Raw genomic sequence first — 14,539 nt, 5'->3', positions numbered from 1 at the left:
CCTCTTCGTTCACGCACCACGTCCCAGGAGCGGGACGCCGAGGGGCTCGTCGCGGACGACGCCATCCTCGTACACCGTTTGACCTCGAAGGATCGTCGTCTTCACCTCGCCGCGCAGCGTTCGCCCGAGGTAGGGCGTCACCTTGTGGCGATGACGCAGGATCGAAGGCTCGACGACGAACGTGGCGTCGGGATCCCAGACGACGAGATCCGCGTCGAGCCCGGCCGCGATGCGGCCCTTCTTGTGCGACAGACCCGCGAGCCGCGCGGGCGCCTCGCACATCCACCGCGCCAGATCCGAGAGCGTCGCGCCGCGCTGGCTGGCCTCGGTCCAGATGAGCGACAAGCCGAGCTGGAGCGAGGCGATCCCGCCCCACGCGCGGAGGAAGTCGCCCTCGTTCGGCAGCTTGAGCCGCGGCGTGCACGGCGAGTGATCCGAGACCACGAGGTCGATCGCGCCGGAGACGAGCGCCTTCCACAGCCGCTCGCGGTTGTCGCGCTCGCGGATCGGCGGCGCGCACTTGTACTCGGTGTGCCCCTCGGGGACCTCCTCGGCGGCGAGCAGCAGGTAGTGCGGGCACGTCTCGATCGAGAACGGCAAGCCCTCGGCGCGCGCGCTCGCCACGTCATCGAGCGCGCCCGCGGCCGAGAGGTGCACGACGTGCACGGGGCCGCCGAACGTGCGGCAGAGCTCGACCATCCGGCGCACGGCGCGCTCCTCCCACGCCGGCGGGCGCGAGGCGAGGTACGTCGCGTAGCTGCGCGGATCGCCCGCGGCCTCGGGCGCTTCGCCTTCGAGCTCCGCATGCACGAGCAAGGGCACGCCGAGGCGCGCGAGGATCGGCATCGCGCGGCGCAGGTCGCCCTCTTCGGCCATCGGGAAGTCGTCGATGCCCGAGTGCACGAGGAAGGCCTTGAAGCCGAGCGCGCCGGCCTCGACGAGCGGCTCGAGCTCGCGCTCGTTGCCCGGCACGACGCCGCCCCAGAAGCCGTGATCGACCCACGTGCGCCCCGCCGACGCGCGGCGCTTCTCGTCCAGCGCCGCGCGCGTCGTGGTCACGGGGATCGAGTTCAGCGGCATGTCGACGACCGTCGTGATGCCGCCCGCGGCGCACGCGCGCGTGGCCGTCTCGAAGCCCTCCCACTCGGTGCGCCCCGGCTCGTTGACGTGCGCGTGCGTATCCACGAGGCCGGGCATGATCACGCGGTCGCCCGCGTCGATCGTGCGTACGCCCGGCGGAACGGCCGAGGGATCGAGCACCGCGGCGATGCGGCCGCCGGTGATCGCGATCGCGGCCTCGCGCACGCCGTCCGGCAGGACGACGCGGCGGCCCTTCAGCACGAGATCGAAGTGGGCGGGATCGTGGCTCGTCATCAGGCAGGCAGCTTCGCGGAGAGGAAGGACTGGAGCTTGACGATGTTCTTCTCGTCGCGGGAGAAGCTTGGTGCCTGGTAGCTCTGCGCCCAGCCCGCGACCTCGTTCAGGAAGGCCGTCCGCGTGCCGTCGTCCTCGAGGATCTCGTCGACCGTGCGGCCGCGCGCGGCGCCGCGGGTCAGGTCGCGCACGTACCTTTCGAGGCGACCATAGTCCTTGCCGAGCAGCTCGACGATGAGCGCCTTGTCGGCCGCGAGCCGGTGGAGCGCGGGCGCCTCGGCGCGCACGGACGGGTTCTCGTCGAGCGCGAGCGCGGCCGCGATGCGCAGGACGAACGCGTCGTCGAGGAAGCCGAGATCCTCGATGCCGTCGGGGATGAGATCGAGCGACTTGAACAGGTAGTTGAGCCCCGCCGCGACGTAACGCCGCGCCGAGACGGGCGCCGTCGTCGACGAGAGGAGCTTCGCGACGTCGTCGGCGTCGGCGGCGAGCGTGCGCAGCCACTCGGGGAACGTGTTCAAGCAACGGGTCTCGAGCTCGGTGGTCATGAAAGGTCCTTTCTTCTCTCGGTCACGGGGCCTTCGGCTCGTTCGTCTTCGGCGGGGGTTCGGGGGCAGAGCTCGGCTCTGCCGAGCGGAGCCCCCGAGGTGGGGCGGGTTCGGGGGCAGAGCTCGGCTCTGCTGAGCGGAGCCCCCGAGGTGGAGAAGGACGCCAGCCGAGCACGCGCAGCGCGTTCAGCGAAAACAGCTTGAGGATCTCGTCGTCCTTGCGGCCGCGCCTGGAAAGCTCGCGGGCGAGCGCGGGCAGGCGCGAGGCGTCCTCCATGCCCTCGGCCGGCTTGATGTCGCCGTCGAAGTCGCTGCCGATCGCGACGTGATCGATGCCGGCGACCGCGATCATGTGCTCGGCCTGCGCCACGAGATCCGCGACCGTGGCCGCGCCGTCGGCCTTCACGAAGGGCGCGTGGAAGTTCAGCCCCGCGACGCCGCCCGTGCGGCCGATCGTGCGGAGTTGCTCGTCGGTGAGGTTGCGCGGCACGTCGCAGAGCGCGCGCGCGTTCGAGTGCGTCGCGATGATGGGCGCGCCGTGCGCCTCGGCGATCGGGACGAGGTCCCGGAAGCCCGCGTCGGAGAGGTGCGAGACGTCGACGAGCGCGCCTTTTTCGTAGATGCGCGCGGCGAACTGCTTGCCGAGGTCGGTCAGGCCGTAGTTCGCGCCGCCGCCCGTCGCCGCCGAGGCGAGCTTGTTGTTCCTCGCGTGCGCGAGGCTCACGAGGCGGACGCCACGATCGATGAAATGATCGATCGCGGTGATGTCCTCGGCGAACGCGCCCGCGCCTTCGATCGCGAGGAAGGTGCTGATGCGATCGGGCTCGGCGACGCGGGAGACGAGGGGCAGGAAGATCGCGCTCGCTTCGACGATCGAAACGGCCGCGCGGTAGATCGCCTCGGCGTCGTCGATCTTCGGGCCGCCCTTGATCTTGTCGGAGATGTAGATCGGCAGGACGACGCCGCCGTAGCCGCCTTTTTGCAGCGCATCGATGCGCGCTTGCCCTTCGGTGAGCTTGGGCGAGCGGCCCTTGCCGTGGACTTGCCAGGGGACGTCCACGTGCAGGTCGACGACCATGAAACGTGGCGCAGGCTCAGCCGCGGCGGCAGCGCCGCGCGGGCTCGCGAGGCTCACGACCAGGGATGCGGCGCCGACGATCGTCGCGGCGAAGCGGGCCGTGAGCAGGAGCGGAGCCACGTCACGAGCCTCCCGCGAGGTAACCGATCAGGATGCCGAGGAGGAGCGTGCCGATCGCGATGGCGGCGACGATCGGCGCGGGGACGCCGCCCTTCTGCTGCGGCAGTGGCGGCGGCGGCACGATCGCCACCTGCGGGGGCATGCGAGCCGCGGCCGCGACGCCGCGCGGCTCGGCGCTCATCTGCGTGCCGCCCGCGGGCTGCGGCGGATAGAGCACGGCGGCGGGCGCGGACGCGCCGTGGCGCGGCGAGGCCGCGGGATCTGTATCGGCGACGGCGAACGAGCCCGACACGGGCGCCATCGGCGGCGGCGTCTGGCCCGTGGGCATGATGTCGACGACGGGCATCGCGGTCGTGGCGGCCGAGGCCAGCGTCGCGGCGCTCTCATGTTGCGGCTTCCAGCCGCCGGTCACCACGACCTCGGGCGCCTCGGCGCGCGTGAGGGCGGCGAGGACCTGGGCCATCTCGTCGGCGCTCTGGAAGCGCTTGTTCGGGTCCTTCTCGAGGGCGCGATCGAAGAAGGGCGTGAAGCGCTCGAGGTGCGGGGCGAAGACCGTGATCGGGGTCGGGTGGCCGACGATGACGGCCGTGAGGCGCGTGAAGTCGTTGTCGGCCTCGAACGGGAGCTGGCCCGTGAGCATCTGGTAGAGGATCGTCGCGACGGACCAGAGATCGCTGCGCGGGTCGACGTTCTTCGCGCTCTTGATCTGCTCGGGGCTCATGTACCCGGGCGTGCCGATGAGCGCGCCGGTGCGGGTCTTGTTGCCCATGCCGCCGGCCGCATCCATGACCTTCGCGATGCCGAAATCGAGGATCTTCGCGACCTCGTTGCCGCCCGGATCCTTCGCGACGAAGACGTTGTCCGGCTTGAGGTCGCGGTGGACGACGCGCTGCGCGTGGGCGGCCGAGAGCGCGGCGAGGATCTGGCTCGTGATGCGGTAGGCCTCGAGCACGGGGACGATGACGCCGCCGTCGAGCTTGTCGCCGAGCGACTGGCCGCGGAGCAGCTCCATCACGAGGTAGGGCGAGCCGTCCTCGGCGACGGCCGATTCGAGGATCGGCACGACGTTCGGGTGCACGAGGTTCTTCGTGGCGGTGACCTCGGCGAGGAAGCGGTCGCGGACCTCGGGGATGCGGGTGAACTCCTCGTGGAGGAGTTTTACAGCGCGTTTGCCCTCGCCTTGCACGCTCTCGGCTTCGTAGACGGCGCCCATGCCGCCTTCGCCGAGCAGGCGCACGAGCCGAAAGCGCCGGTTGAGGGTCGCGCCGACGAGCTTCTCGGCCGGGCTCGATGTGGTCATGCGGGGCGAACCTTACCAGAACTGGCCCCGGGACACGCCTAGAGGACACACCCCGATCCTGCTCCCCCCGCGTATGCTCTCCGCCACGCCCACCGAAAGGACGGACGCAGTGCCCAACGGCCACGTTCACTACGAAGCCTGCGATCAGCTCCTCTGGAAATTCACGGAGCAAGAGTATCCGGAGTTCCGCATCGATCGGTATCACTACAGCCGCGTCGTGCGGGTGCTCCATCTGCGCGGCGTGCGAGGCTACGCGCCGAACCCTCGCTGGGAGGCGTTCGCCCCGCCGGACCCCTGGCTCGGCAAGACCGCCGAGCGTCCAGCCGTCGAGGCGCTGGCGATCAAGTACGTGGAGGCTTTGCAGGCGCTGCTCACCTCGAACCCGAACGACGCGCTGCACCGCGACGTGCGCAGCGCCTCGATGGCGTGGTTCTCGTTCGTGGTGGGGTGGGCCGTGGTGATCGGCGACTACTCGCTGTACATGCGCGTCGGCGACGAACCCCTGCGCGAGATCGAGAAGCCCCTGCCAGGCTTGCCGCCCGAGGTCGAGCTGACCGACGAGGTGCGAGCGCAGTTGAATCAGTACAAGGCGATGTTCGCGACCGACGTCGGCGTGGACGGGCTGCGGGGCGGCATCAAGCCCGAGGACTGCGTCCACGACCTCCGCGGCGTGACCGAGCTGCTCTGCTCGACCACGCCGCTGCATAACGCTCCGGGGTGGCCGCGTATCGCCGCCGCGTCCGTCTTCAGCGCAGAGAGCGCAGGGCTCGTCGCGGAGGCCATGCGCGCGCACGGCGTGCAGCGCGAGAACGATCAGCTCACCCTGCGATGGCGACGTCCCGCGGAGGAGTGAGGTCTCGCCCGTTTTTCCTTGACAATCGCCCCCGCGGTCAGGGGGCCTTGGCCGCCAGGGTAGCCCGCGCCGACGGGCTCGCCCAGAGCGGCGCGGCGAGTGCCTCGCCGGATTTGCCTTTGCCGTAGAGGAAGTCGTACGCGGCCATGCTCGTCATCACGCGCTTCGTGTAGTTCCGCGTCTCTTCGTAGGGGATCTGCTCGACCCAGAGATCGAAGTCCTCGTTCGGACGCTCGTCGACCCAGTCCTTCGGCTTGCCGCCGCCGGCGTTGTAGCCGGGGATCGCGAGGAGCGGGTTGTCCTGGAACTTCGCGCGGAGGACCGAGAGGTAACGACAGCCGAGCGCGATGTTGATCTCGGGGCGCTTCAGCGACTCCGCGTCGCCCTTCAGCTTGAGCGGCTTCGCCATGCGCTGCGCCGTGGGCACGATGAGCTGCATCAGGCCGACCGCGGCCGCGCTCGAGACGACGCGCGGATCGAAGGCGCTCTCCTCGCGCATGATCGCGTAGGCCAGCGACTCGGGGATGCCGCTGCGTTGCGCCTCGGCCCCGACGACGGCCGCGTACGGGCGAGGGAAGGCGATCTCCCAGGCCGAGCGCCAGTTGCCTGCAGGGTAGTGATCGGTCCAGTCCGTCAGCTCGGCGCGGCCTGCGGCGATCGCGTTCGTCGCGGTGCGGAGGATCTGGTGCGCTTCCTTCGGCGAGCCGGCGCGCGAGAAGAGCAGCGCCGCGGCCCAGAGCACCTCGGGCGGCGCGGTGCGCGTGCCGACGCCGAGCCGATCGAGCTCGATGCGCGCGAGCCTCGACTCCCCTTGCCGCGCGAGCGCGAGGGCGCGGAGGAACTCGGGCTTGCCGAAGGAAGCACTCTTCGGCGGCGGTAGCGGAGCGGTCGCGCCTTCCCGCGCGAGCGCCTCGTCGAGCGCGCGATCGGCCGCGGCGCGGTCCTTGTCCGCGAGGCGCGCGTACGCGAGGGACATGTAGAACGAGAGCGGATAGTCGCGGATGACGCTGGCGAGCAGCTCCTTGCCTTGATCGAGCGCGCCGGTTTCCAGCCGCGCACGGCCGAGGTAGTAGGGCAGGCGGCCGGCGGCGTAGTAGATGCGTTCACGCGGGGCGCGGGCGAGGGCGCGCTCGAGCGGCGCGACGGCGCCGGCCCAGTCGCGCTTCGTCATGCGCGCGAGGGCGAGCTCGAAGAGGCCGTCGGTCGACATGTCCCCTTGCGGGTAGTCGTCCGGCATCTTCGTCAGCATCTGCGTGAAGCGCACCTCGTCGCCGAGCTCGCGCGCGGCGAGCGCGCCCTTCAAGCGCGCGTCGTCCGCGAGCCTGTGCGAGGCGAACTCCTGTTCGAGCAGGCCATACCGTCGCATGGCTTCGCCGTGGCTGCCGGCGCGGGCGGAGGCCTTGCCGCCGTTCCAGAGAGCCTCGACGCGGCGGGGCGTGCCGGCGCAACGCTCGATCGCGGTGCCGAAGCCGCCTTCGGCCTCGGGCTTTTTCTTCAGCCGCGCGAGGGCCTCGGCGCGGACCATCCACGCGCCGCAGCCGAGGTCGCCGGGGTTCGCGGCGAGGGGATCGGCGATGAGGCCGTCGGTCGTGCGCAGCGCTTCGCGGCTCTGGCCGGCGTCGAGCTGGCGCTTGGCCTGCGAGAGCAGGTCGTCCTGGCTCGGGGTCTCGAAGGCCTTGCGGCGCGGGAAGGGCAAGCTGCCGAGGGCGTCGGTCTCGATCGACTTCGCCTCGCCGTTCCCCGCGCCGGAGGGCCCCTCGTAGAGGACACGCCGCGCGAGGCCGATGGCCTCTTCGGCATGCTCCTCGGAGGGCTTTTGCAGGAGGGCGCGGGCCACCTTGAGCGAGATCTCGACCCAGCGCGGCGGGTGTCCCGTCTTGCCGAGGTAGGCGCGGTAATGCGGCAGCGCCGCGTCGAGGTCGCCCTTGCCGAGCAGGGCGTCGGCGCGGAGCAGCCCCACGTCCGAGGTGACGGGCAGATCGGCGGGCACCTTTTCGAGGTGGCGGAGGGCCTCGGCGTGCTCGCCCGCGCGGACGGAGAGGTCCGCGGCCTGGTAGCGGGCATATCCTTCGAGCGGCCCTCCGATCGCGGCGGATTCTCCGAACGCGCGCGCGGCGCCGAGCGGATCGCCCGCGAGCGCGCGGAGCCGTCCGAGCTGGTACCGGAAGGCGTGCTCGTCCTCCTTCGAGGGGCGCGGCTCGGCGGCGAGGACGGCGTCGAGCTCCTTCACGGCCTCGACGTACGCCTCGCGGGTCACGGCGGCTTTGACGGCGGCGAGACGCGCGTCGTCGAGCAGGGGCACGGCGGCGTCCGGATCGAAGGCGACGCTCTCCTCGGACGCGGAAGCGGCGGCTGGAGCGACGGCGGACGGGGCGGCGGCGGACGCGGACGCGGGGGCGGCGGCGGCGGCGACCGCGGGCGCGGGGGTCGGGCCGGTGGTCAGGCGCGGGGCGGTGGTGACGGCGGCGCAGCCGAGGGCGACCAGGGCGGTGAGGCCGAGCCCCCAGACGGCGCTGCGCCGGGAAAGGAACGAACGGAGAGCCACGGGCGGAGTTTAGCCCGAAAAGAACGGATCGGCCGGAGAAAGCTCGCGTACCGAGCGCGCTCGTCGACGCGTGCGTGTGGTCGCGGTATAGGGGCGCGGAGCGGCACGATGATGGCGGTATTCCAGGACTGGATCGCGATTCTGCTTCGCTGGCTCCACCTCATGGCGGGGATCGCGTGGGTGGGAACGTCGTTTTATTTCAATTGGTTCGACCTGTCCGTCCGGCCGCCGAAGGGCAAGGTGCTGAAGGAGAACATCCGGGGCACGCTCGACGAGATCCACGGCGGCAGTTTTTACTATCACGAGCAATACTGGCCGAACGCCCACCCCGAGCGCCTGCTCGTCCACGCCTGGCCGGCGAAGACGACGCTGGTCACGGGGGTGCTCCTGCTCGCGGGGATCTACTGGTATGGCGCGCGGACGTACCTCATCGACCCGAGCGTGGCGGACATCGGCCCGACGGCCGCGGTGGGCATCAGCATCGCGTCGATCCTGGCGTGCTGGTTCTTCTATAACGAGCTTTGTTTCTTCATTGAAGACAATCGCGTGATCACGGCGGTGATGGCCGTGTTCGTCGGGATCGCGGCGTACGGGTATCAGCACGTCTTCAGCGGGCGGGCCGCGTACATCCACGTGGGGGCGATGCTCGGGACGTGCATGGGGCTCAACGTGTGGACGTCGATCGTGCCCCATCACATCGCCATGCGAAAACAGCTCAATGCCGGGCAGCCGCTCGATCTGCGGCACGGCGAGCAGGCGAAGCGGCGATCGCAGCACAACAACTATTTCACGTTGCCGGTCACGTTCGCGATGATCAGCAACCATTTCGCGCTGGCCTACAATCATCACCGCGCGTGGCTGATCCTGTGGCTCTTGATGGCGGGAGGCGTGACGATCCGCCATTACCTGAACATCTCGTTCAAGCACGACCGGAAAGAGAAGTCGCTGCTCGTGGCCGTGGCGGCGGCGTTCGGGGGGGCGATCGGGCTGAGCTTCGTGCGGCCGGCGCCGCCGCCGGTGGTGGGGCCGGTGGATACGGCGACGGCGATGGCGATCGTGCAAAAGCGCTGCGTGCCGTGTCATTCGCAAAAGCCGACGCACCCGTCGTTCGTGGCGCCGCCGTCGGGGTTCCTGCTGGAGACGCCGGAGCAAGTGCTGGCAAAGGCAGAGAAGGTGGTGCAGCGGACGAGCGTGACGCGGGATATGCCGCTCGGGAACGCGACGGCGATGACGGATGAGGAGAGGGCCCAGCTCAAGGTGTGGATCGAGGGACAGGGGAAGTAGAGGCGGGGGCGAGGGACGAGGGGCGGGAACGAGCAGGAAAACGGCGCGTGAGGGGGTAGGAACGCGTCGATCCCCGCGGGAGAGGGTGCCGCGAGGGGAGTAGGAACGTGTCGATCCCCGCGGGAGAAGAGGACGCGAGGGGGTAGGAACGCGTCGACCCCCGCGGGAGAAGATGACGCGAGGGGGTAGGAACGCGTCGACGCCCACAGGAGAAGATGACGCGAGGGGGTAGGAACGCGTCGACGCCCACGGGAGAAGATGACGCGAGGGGGTAGGAACGCGTCGACCCCGTCGGACGCGGTCAGCGGGCGGGGCAGATGGCGAGGAGATGGTCGAAGAAGCGGGCGGCCCAGGGGGAAGCGGCGCGGACCTTGGCGGGATCGATGAGGCCGATGAGGGCGAAGCCGTGGTGCTTCATGTAGGAACCCTTCGTCGTGTTGCGTGAGGCGTGGGCGAGGGACTTCGCGAGCTCTTGCTTGGGGATGTTCTCGACGTCGGGGCGTGCTGGGAGCGCGTTCGGCTGGAAGCTCGTGCCGTAGTACCGCGCGAGAGCGGCGGGATCCGCGATGAACCAGGCTTCCATGACCTGCACCATGAAGTGGAGCTGTTCATCGGAGACGCCTGCTGGCTTCTTCCAGTGCGCGTCCCCTGCGCGGTTCTGGATGTACGCCCAGAAGTCGACCCCCTTCGCGACGGGGCCCTCGCTATCGACGAGGAGGAGGCAAAGCACGTGTGGATGGCTCTCCAGGGCGCATTGCCACTCCCGGAACGCCTGGCCGCGTGCACCGCAGGCGATCACGCTGGGTTTTTTGCGCGTCCCCAGGACCTTGGCGAAAAGATCGGAGAAGCCGTGTCGAAGCGCGGCTTGCTCGTCGCGCGTCGGCCCGCCGCCTTCCACGAAGATCCAGACAGCGCTGGAGGGCGTTGCCTTGGTTCGGCTTACCACCGATTCCCTCCGAGGACCCCTTTGGACCAGAGCTGACCGAGCGAATACTCCTCGAGCCATTTCGAGAGCTGCTCGGGATCGAGACGCTGCATCGTCGTCGAGCCGTCTCGACGTTCGCAGACCAGAATATCTTCGGGCGTATGTCGGAAGGCGTCCACGAGCGCCTCCGAGTGCGTCGTCACGACGAGCTGCATGCGCTCGGACGCATCCTTCAAGAGGCGCGCGAGGGGGTTCATCAGGTCGGGGTGCAAGCCGAGCTCGGGCTCCTCGATGCAGACGAGGGGCGGGGGCTTGGGATCGAGGAGGATGGCGAGGAGCGAGAGCCAGCGCATCGTGCCGTCGGAGAGGCGGGAGGCGGGGATCGTCCAGCGCTCCTCTTCGAGGAAGATTTGCACCATGCCGCCGAGGACCTGGACCGAGAAGTCGACCACCCCATCGAAGACCGTTCGCAAGTGCTCGATCAGGGCCCGCTTCGTCGGCACATCGTTCCTGTACCAGTTCAGAACGAGTCCCAAGTTGGAAGCGTCCTCCAGCAGGTAGCCCGCTGGTAGATCCGCGCGCTGTGGTTGCCGCGGTGGAGCAAACCGTCCGAAGGTCCATTCTCTGTAAAGACGGATTCCCTCGTACGCCTCGCTCAGGAACGAGAGTTCGGGATACACGTCTGGGTCTTTGCGCTGGGCCAGAATGGATTTTTCCGGATCCACGTCCTCGCGACGAAGCATCCTGGGGCCTTCCTTCGCGTTGAGCATTGGACGTCCGTTTTCATACCCGAAATAAAAGGACGGCTTCGACGCCCCATCCCGATTCAATTCATTTTCGATTCGCTCATCGACGAGATCGAGGCGGGAGTTCACCTCGGTGAACGCGATCCTGTGTCGCAAGTTCAGCGCGTTCTCTGGCTGGTAGGAAAGGACGGCCTCGAGTTCAGCCTGACCACCAGGAGCACCCCGCCAGATCCATGCGCCCACCCCGCCACCGATGCGGACCGGGACCACGAGTTCTTTCGGGGCAGCCCGGAGGAGGCTAATCGCCTCGATGAAGTTCGACTTCCCCGACCCATTCGGCCCGATCAGCACGTTCAGCGGCCGAAGCTCGACCGCCTCCGCGTCGGGCCCGAACGAGAGCAGCCGGTTGAGCTTCAGGCTTCGCAGGAACATCGCGCGCGAAGGTTCGAGCACCCCGCTTTCCCCGTCAAGCGCACGCCTCCGCTCGCCCGTCCCCGTGACGCACGCGCCCGTCCGCACTAGACCGCTCCCCTCGCATGCCCCCCTGGTCCCGTCCCGAGCCCTTCGGCGCGTGGGTTCGTCTCGATGATCGAACCCTCGTCGCCGTCGATCACGCGCTCGCCGCGCGGCTCGGCGTTCCCTCGGGAGAGCCCGCGGGCGCGACCGCACCGCCGCGCCCGCTCGAAGTGCATCTCGCGGTGAACGCGCGTTGCCACGCGCCGTGTGCAGACTGCTACCTCGACGCGCGTCCCGACGGCGCGGAGCCTTCCCTCGACGAGCTTCGCGCGCGGCTCGCCTCCGCGGCCGAGCGCGGCGCTTCGACCGTGGCCTTCGGCGGCGGCGAGCCGCTGCTTCGCGAGGACCTCGGCGAGCTCGCGGCCTTCGCGCGTTCGCTCGGGCTCGTTCCCGTGATGACGACGAGCGGGTTCGGGTTGCGAGAGGAGCGCGCGAAGGAGCTCCGCGCGTTCGCGCAGATCAACGTGAGCCACGACGGCGTGGGCGGCGCGTACGCGGCCGTGCGCGGGTTCGACGGCGCGCGCGTCGCCGAGCGGGCGATCGAGATTCTTGCGCGCGCGGAGATTCCCGTCGGCGTGAACCTCGTGCTCACGCGGCGATCGTTCGAGCATCTCGAGGCCACGGCCGAGCGTGTCGCCGATCTCGGGGCGGGGGAGCTTCAGCTCTTGCGGTACAAGCCGCAGGGGCGCGCGGCGGGGATCGGCTACTTCGAGTCGCGGCTCACGCCAGCGCAGCGCGAGGCGCTCTGGCCCGCGATCACGGCGATCGTGCACCGGCGGCGTCTGTCGGTGCGGATCGATTGCGCGCTCGTGCCTCTGCTCTCGGAGGCGCTCGCGGAAGAACCTCGCGCGGCCGAGATGCTCGCTTCGCTCGGCGTCTTCGGCTGCGAGGCCGGCAGGCACCTCGGCGGGCTCGACGTCGCGGGGCGCGCCGCGCCGTGCAGCTTCTCGCCTGCGTCGAATGAGGAGATCGAGCGCTTCCGCGCGTATCACGCAGCCCCGCCGGAGCCCTGCGCCTCGTGCACGCTCTTCCCCGTCTGTCGTGGTGGTTGTCAGGTCGTCTCGCGTCACGCGGCGAGCAGCTTCCGCCCCGACCCCGAGTGTCCGCGCGTGCGACGAACCGAGGCTTCCACGTGATCGACCCTTGCGCGCCTCCCGAGACGGAGGCCGTGTTCCTCTACGGCGCGCGGCGCCTGCTCATGGTGCTGCATGCCGCGGGCAGCATCGTCCTCGTCGGCGCCGCGACACACCACGCGCTCACGATGCGTCACTATCTGCGAGAGCGGTTCATCCGCGTCGCGACCGAGAAGACGTGGGCGAAGGTCGTCGCTGTCGCGTACGTGTTCACCTTCGCCGTGGGCGCGCTGCTCTACCCGACGTACCGCTACCACGTGCGCGGCATCTACCTCGATCGATACGCGCCGCTCTACGCCGGCTTGTTCGACGTGAAGGAAGTGTACGCGTCGCTCACGCTCGTCGTGGCGCTCGGGCTCGGCGCGCTCGCGTTCACGCTCCGTCCCGCCGAGGAGCGATGGCTCGTGCGCATCTACGCGGTGATGAGTTTCATCGTGTGCGGCGTGGTGTGGCTGAACGTGACACTCGGCCTCATCGTCGCGTCAGTGCGGGGGATCGGATGAGCGAGACGAAGCCGCCTTCCCCCTCGGCGCGACTCTTCCTCGCGTTCCTCGCGGCGCGGCTCGCGTACGGGCTCGCGTTCCTCGTGAGCGCGGCGCGCAAGTCGCCCGTGCCCTGGTACCTGCCGCTCGAACGAAGGTTCGTGTTCGCGTCGCGGCCCGCGGGGCTCGGGATGGACTGGTACGGGCGAACGGCGGTAGGGCTCGTGTTCGCGCTCGCCGCAGGCGTGGCCGTGTACGTGCTCGCGCAGCGAGCGCGCTGGCTGTCGCGGCCGAGCGCAGTGATGGCGGTGGCGCGCGCGGGCGGGCTCGTGCTGCTGGTGGACTTCGTCTACTTCGGCTGGGCGCTCATGACGCAGACGCCGAACCCATGGCCACTGCCCTCGTGGTACTGCCCGCGCTGACGCAGTTCACTCCTCCGAAGCAGAGGCTTGCTGCTGCTGGACCTTGCGCTCTTCGAGCTTGACGTCGAACTTGCAAGGCTGCCTCAGATACACGCGGTGCGTGAGCTGGTTCGAGAGCACGCACGTAGGCACGACGCCGTCGTCCGGATTGCCGGAAGGAGACGCGAGCATGATCCGACCGCCCGGCATGAGCGTGGTCGAGAAGTGCGCAGTGCCGTTGGGGACCGTGCTGCACTTCTCGACGAGCTTCTGGATCGCAGCATGCGCAGCCTTCGCGTTCATGGTCTTCGAATCCGGACACGTCTCGACGACGACCGTCGCATCGACGACGCCGATGTCAGGACCTTTGGGCTCCGGCGGCGCCCCAGCGCAGCCCAGAGGCAAGATCGCGTAGAGAGCAAGGAGGGCGAACCCGAGCGGAAGAGCCGCACGCTTCATGGTTTCTTTGTTTACCACGACAGCCGTACGGTTGGTTCGTGGTATGGCGGAATCTTCCGCGCGGACGCGATGTACCCCCTCGTCTGGCTCCTCAGCGTGATCTGGCTGCTCGCCGCGGTCGTCGTGGCCGTAGTCCGAGGCGTCAGCGGCGCACGCCAGGGTCGCGCACACCTCGCGGCGCAACGCATCAAAAGCCCGACGATCTACCTGTTCTCGGCATACCTGCTCGTCGCCGCGCTGGTGACGCCGAAATCCCCGGGAGAAACGACCTCACCACTCCTCTGGCTCGCGTTCGCCATTCCCCTCGCCAACGCATTGGCGGCAGCAAGCTCCGTCGGACAAACGCAGCCAAAGGGTTTGACGCGGGCCAGTCTCGCGCTCCTCCACGGCGGAGCCGTGCTCGCAGCCGCCGCGTGCATCTTGGCGCTTGCCTCCCCGAGGTTCGTCCCGGTCTGGCTCGGTGGACCGGGCGCGCCTTAGTTAGAAGGTGTTCGGCAGCGTCGCGCCGGGGTTTCACCCCGGACCCGACCAGGGGCTGTCCGCCCCTGGACCCGGACCAGCGCCAGCGCTGGACCTTTTGTGGGAGAACTGCGCGGTGCGCAGTTCTCCCAACAGGCCGGTGGGACCGCGTTGCCGGTTGAAAGGTCAGCGCTGCCGTCTTGGCTGGCAACGCCGCTCGTGGTCTTGCCACGGCCTGTTCGATGAACTGCGCATCGCGCAGTTCATCGACCCCGGGTCCAGCGCTTGCGCTGGTCCGGGGTGCAGGGGGCGGACA

Annotated in this window: 14 protein-coding genes; 6 read left to right on the top strand and 8 right to left on the bottom strand. The window is 69.5% G+C overall.

Annotated features, from left to right (window positions below):
- Positions 1-9: 9 nt before the first annotated feature.
- From allB to QHF83_RS18740, 4 genes are read right to left on the bottom strand one after another with little or no spacing between them, the layout of a single operon-like run.
- Positions 10-1,374: an allantoinase AllB gene (allB, locus tag QHF83_RS18755; RefSeq protein ID WP_282419235.1), complete on the bottom strand. Its 1,365-nt coding sequence runs from the start codon at positions 1,372-1,374 to the stop codon at positions 10-12.
- Complete coding sequence (locus tag QHF83_RS18750; protein ID WP_282419234.1) at positions 1,374-1,922, bottom strand: YkvA family protein; 549 nt, start codon at positions 1,920-1,922, stop codon at positions 1,374-1,376. Before QHF83_RS18750 ends, allB begins: the two co-directional genes overlap by 1 nt.
- A 22-nt stretch (positions 1,923-1,944) precedes the next feature.
- Positions 1,945-3,120, bottom strand: a complete 1,176-nt coding sequence (locus tag QHF83_RS18745) for a membrane dipeptidase (protein ID WP_282419233.1) — start codon at positions 3,118-3,120, stop codon at positions 1,945-1,947.
- A 1-nt stretch (position 3,121) separates the two neighbouring features.
- Positions 3,122-4,420 carry a serine/threonine-protein kinase gene (locus QHF83_RS18740; RefSeq protein ID WP_282419232.1) on the bottom strand — a complete coding sequence of 433 codons (1,299 nt, stop codon included), beginning with the start codon at positions 4,418-4,420 and terminating at the stop codon, positions 3,122-3,124.
- Positions 4,421-4,529: 109 nt separating this feature from the next.
- On the opposite strand from QHF83_RS18740, the gene QHF83_RS18735 reads away from it, so the two are divergent.
- Complete coding sequence (locus QHF83_RS18735) at positions 4,530-5,273, top strand: hypothetical protein (RefSeq protein WP_282419231.1); 744 nt, start codon at positions 4,530-4,532, stop codon at positions 5,271-5,273.
- A 37-nt stretch (positions 5,274-5,310) separates the two neighbouring features.
- On the opposite strand, the gene QHF83_RS18730 is transcribed toward QHF83_RS18735, so the two are convergent.
- Positions 5,311-7,818, bottom strand: coding sequence for a lytic transglycosylase domain-containing protein (locus QHF83_RS18730; protein WP_282419230.1), 2,508 nt, complete (start codon positions 7,816-7,818; stop codon positions 5,311-5,313).
- Between the two features lie 108 nt (positions 7,819-7,926).
- Between QHF83_RS18730 and QHF83_RS18725 the strand changes: the two genes are divergently transcribed.
- Positions 7,927-9,102, top strand: coding sequence for a urate hydroxylase PuuD (locus QHF83_RS18725; RefSeq protein WP_282419229.1), 1,176 nt, complete (start codon positions 7,927-7,929; stop codon positions 9,100-9,102).
- A 301-nt stretch (positions 9,103-9,403) separates the two neighbouring features.
- Here the strand turns inward: QHF83_RS18725 and QHF83_RS18720 are convergent, their stop codons facing one another.
- Both QHF83_RS18720 and QHF83_RS18715 read right to left on the bottom strand, forming a co-directional pair.
- Positions 9,404-10,048, bottom strand: a complete 645-nt coding sequence (locus tag QHF83_RS18720) for a DUF4276 family protein (RefSeq protein WP_282419228.1) — start codon at positions 10,046-10,048, stop codon at positions 9,404-9,406.
- Entirely contained in the window at positions 10,042-11,205 is a 1,164-nt protein-coding gene (locus QHF83_RS18715; RefSeq protein WP_282419227.1) for an AAA family ATPase, read from the bottom strand. Before QHF83_RS18715 ends, QHF83_RS18720 begins: the two co-directional genes overlap by 7 nt.
- Positions 11,206-11,309: 104 nt before the next feature.
- Here QHF83_RS18715 and QHF83_RS18710 point away from each other — a divergent pair, with 104 nt between their 5' ends.
- The 3 genes from QHF83_RS18710 to QHF83_RS18700 are packed head-to-tail and all read left to right on the top strand — an operon-like array spanning position 11,310 to position 13,326.
- Positions 11,310-12,425: a radical SAM protein gene (locus QHF83_RS18710; RefSeq protein WP_282419226.1), complete on the top strand. Its 1,116-nt coding sequence runs from the start codon at positions 11,310-11,312 to the stop codon at positions 12,423-12,425.
- A complete protein-coding gene (locus QHF83_RS18705) occupies positions 12,422-12,925 on the top strand; it encodes a hypothetical protein (RefSeq protein WP_282419225.1) in 504 nt (167 codons plus the stop codon). The genes QHF83_RS18710 and QHF83_RS18705 overlap by 4 nt, the downstream gene beginning before the upstream one ends.
- Complete coding sequence (locus QHF83_RS18700; protein WP_282419224.1) at positions 12,922-13,326, top strand: hypothetical protein; 405 nt, start codon at positions 12,922-12,924, stop codon at positions 13,324-13,326. The genes QHF83_RS18705 and QHF83_RS18700 overlap by 4 nt, the downstream gene beginning before the upstream one ends.
- A 6-nt stretch (positions 13,327-13,332) precedes the next feature.
- Here the strand turns inward: QHF83_RS18700 and QHF83_RS18695 are convergent, their stop codons facing one another.
- Complete coding sequence (locus tag QHF83_RS18695) at positions 13,333-13,764, bottom strand: hypothetical protein (protein WP_282419223.1); 432 nt, start codon at positions 13,762-13,764, stop codon at positions 13,333-13,335.
- A gap of 69 nt (positions 13,765-13,833) precedes the next feature.
- Between QHF83_RS18695 and QHF83_RS18690 the strand changes: the two genes are divergently transcribed.
- Positions 13,834-14,244, top strand: a complete 411-nt coding sequence (locus tag QHF83_RS18690; protein WP_282419222.1) for a hypothetical protein — start codon at positions 13,834-13,836, stop codon at positions 14,242-14,244.
- The last annotated feature ends 295 nt before the right edge of the window (positions 14,245-14,539 follow it).

Source organism: Polyangium sp. 15x6 (assembly GCF_029960785.1).
Taxonomy (GTDB): Bacteria; Myxococcota_A; Polyangia; order Polyangiales; family Polyangiaceae; genus Polyangium.
This window is presented reverse-complemented; position numbering and strand designations above follow the sequence as displayed.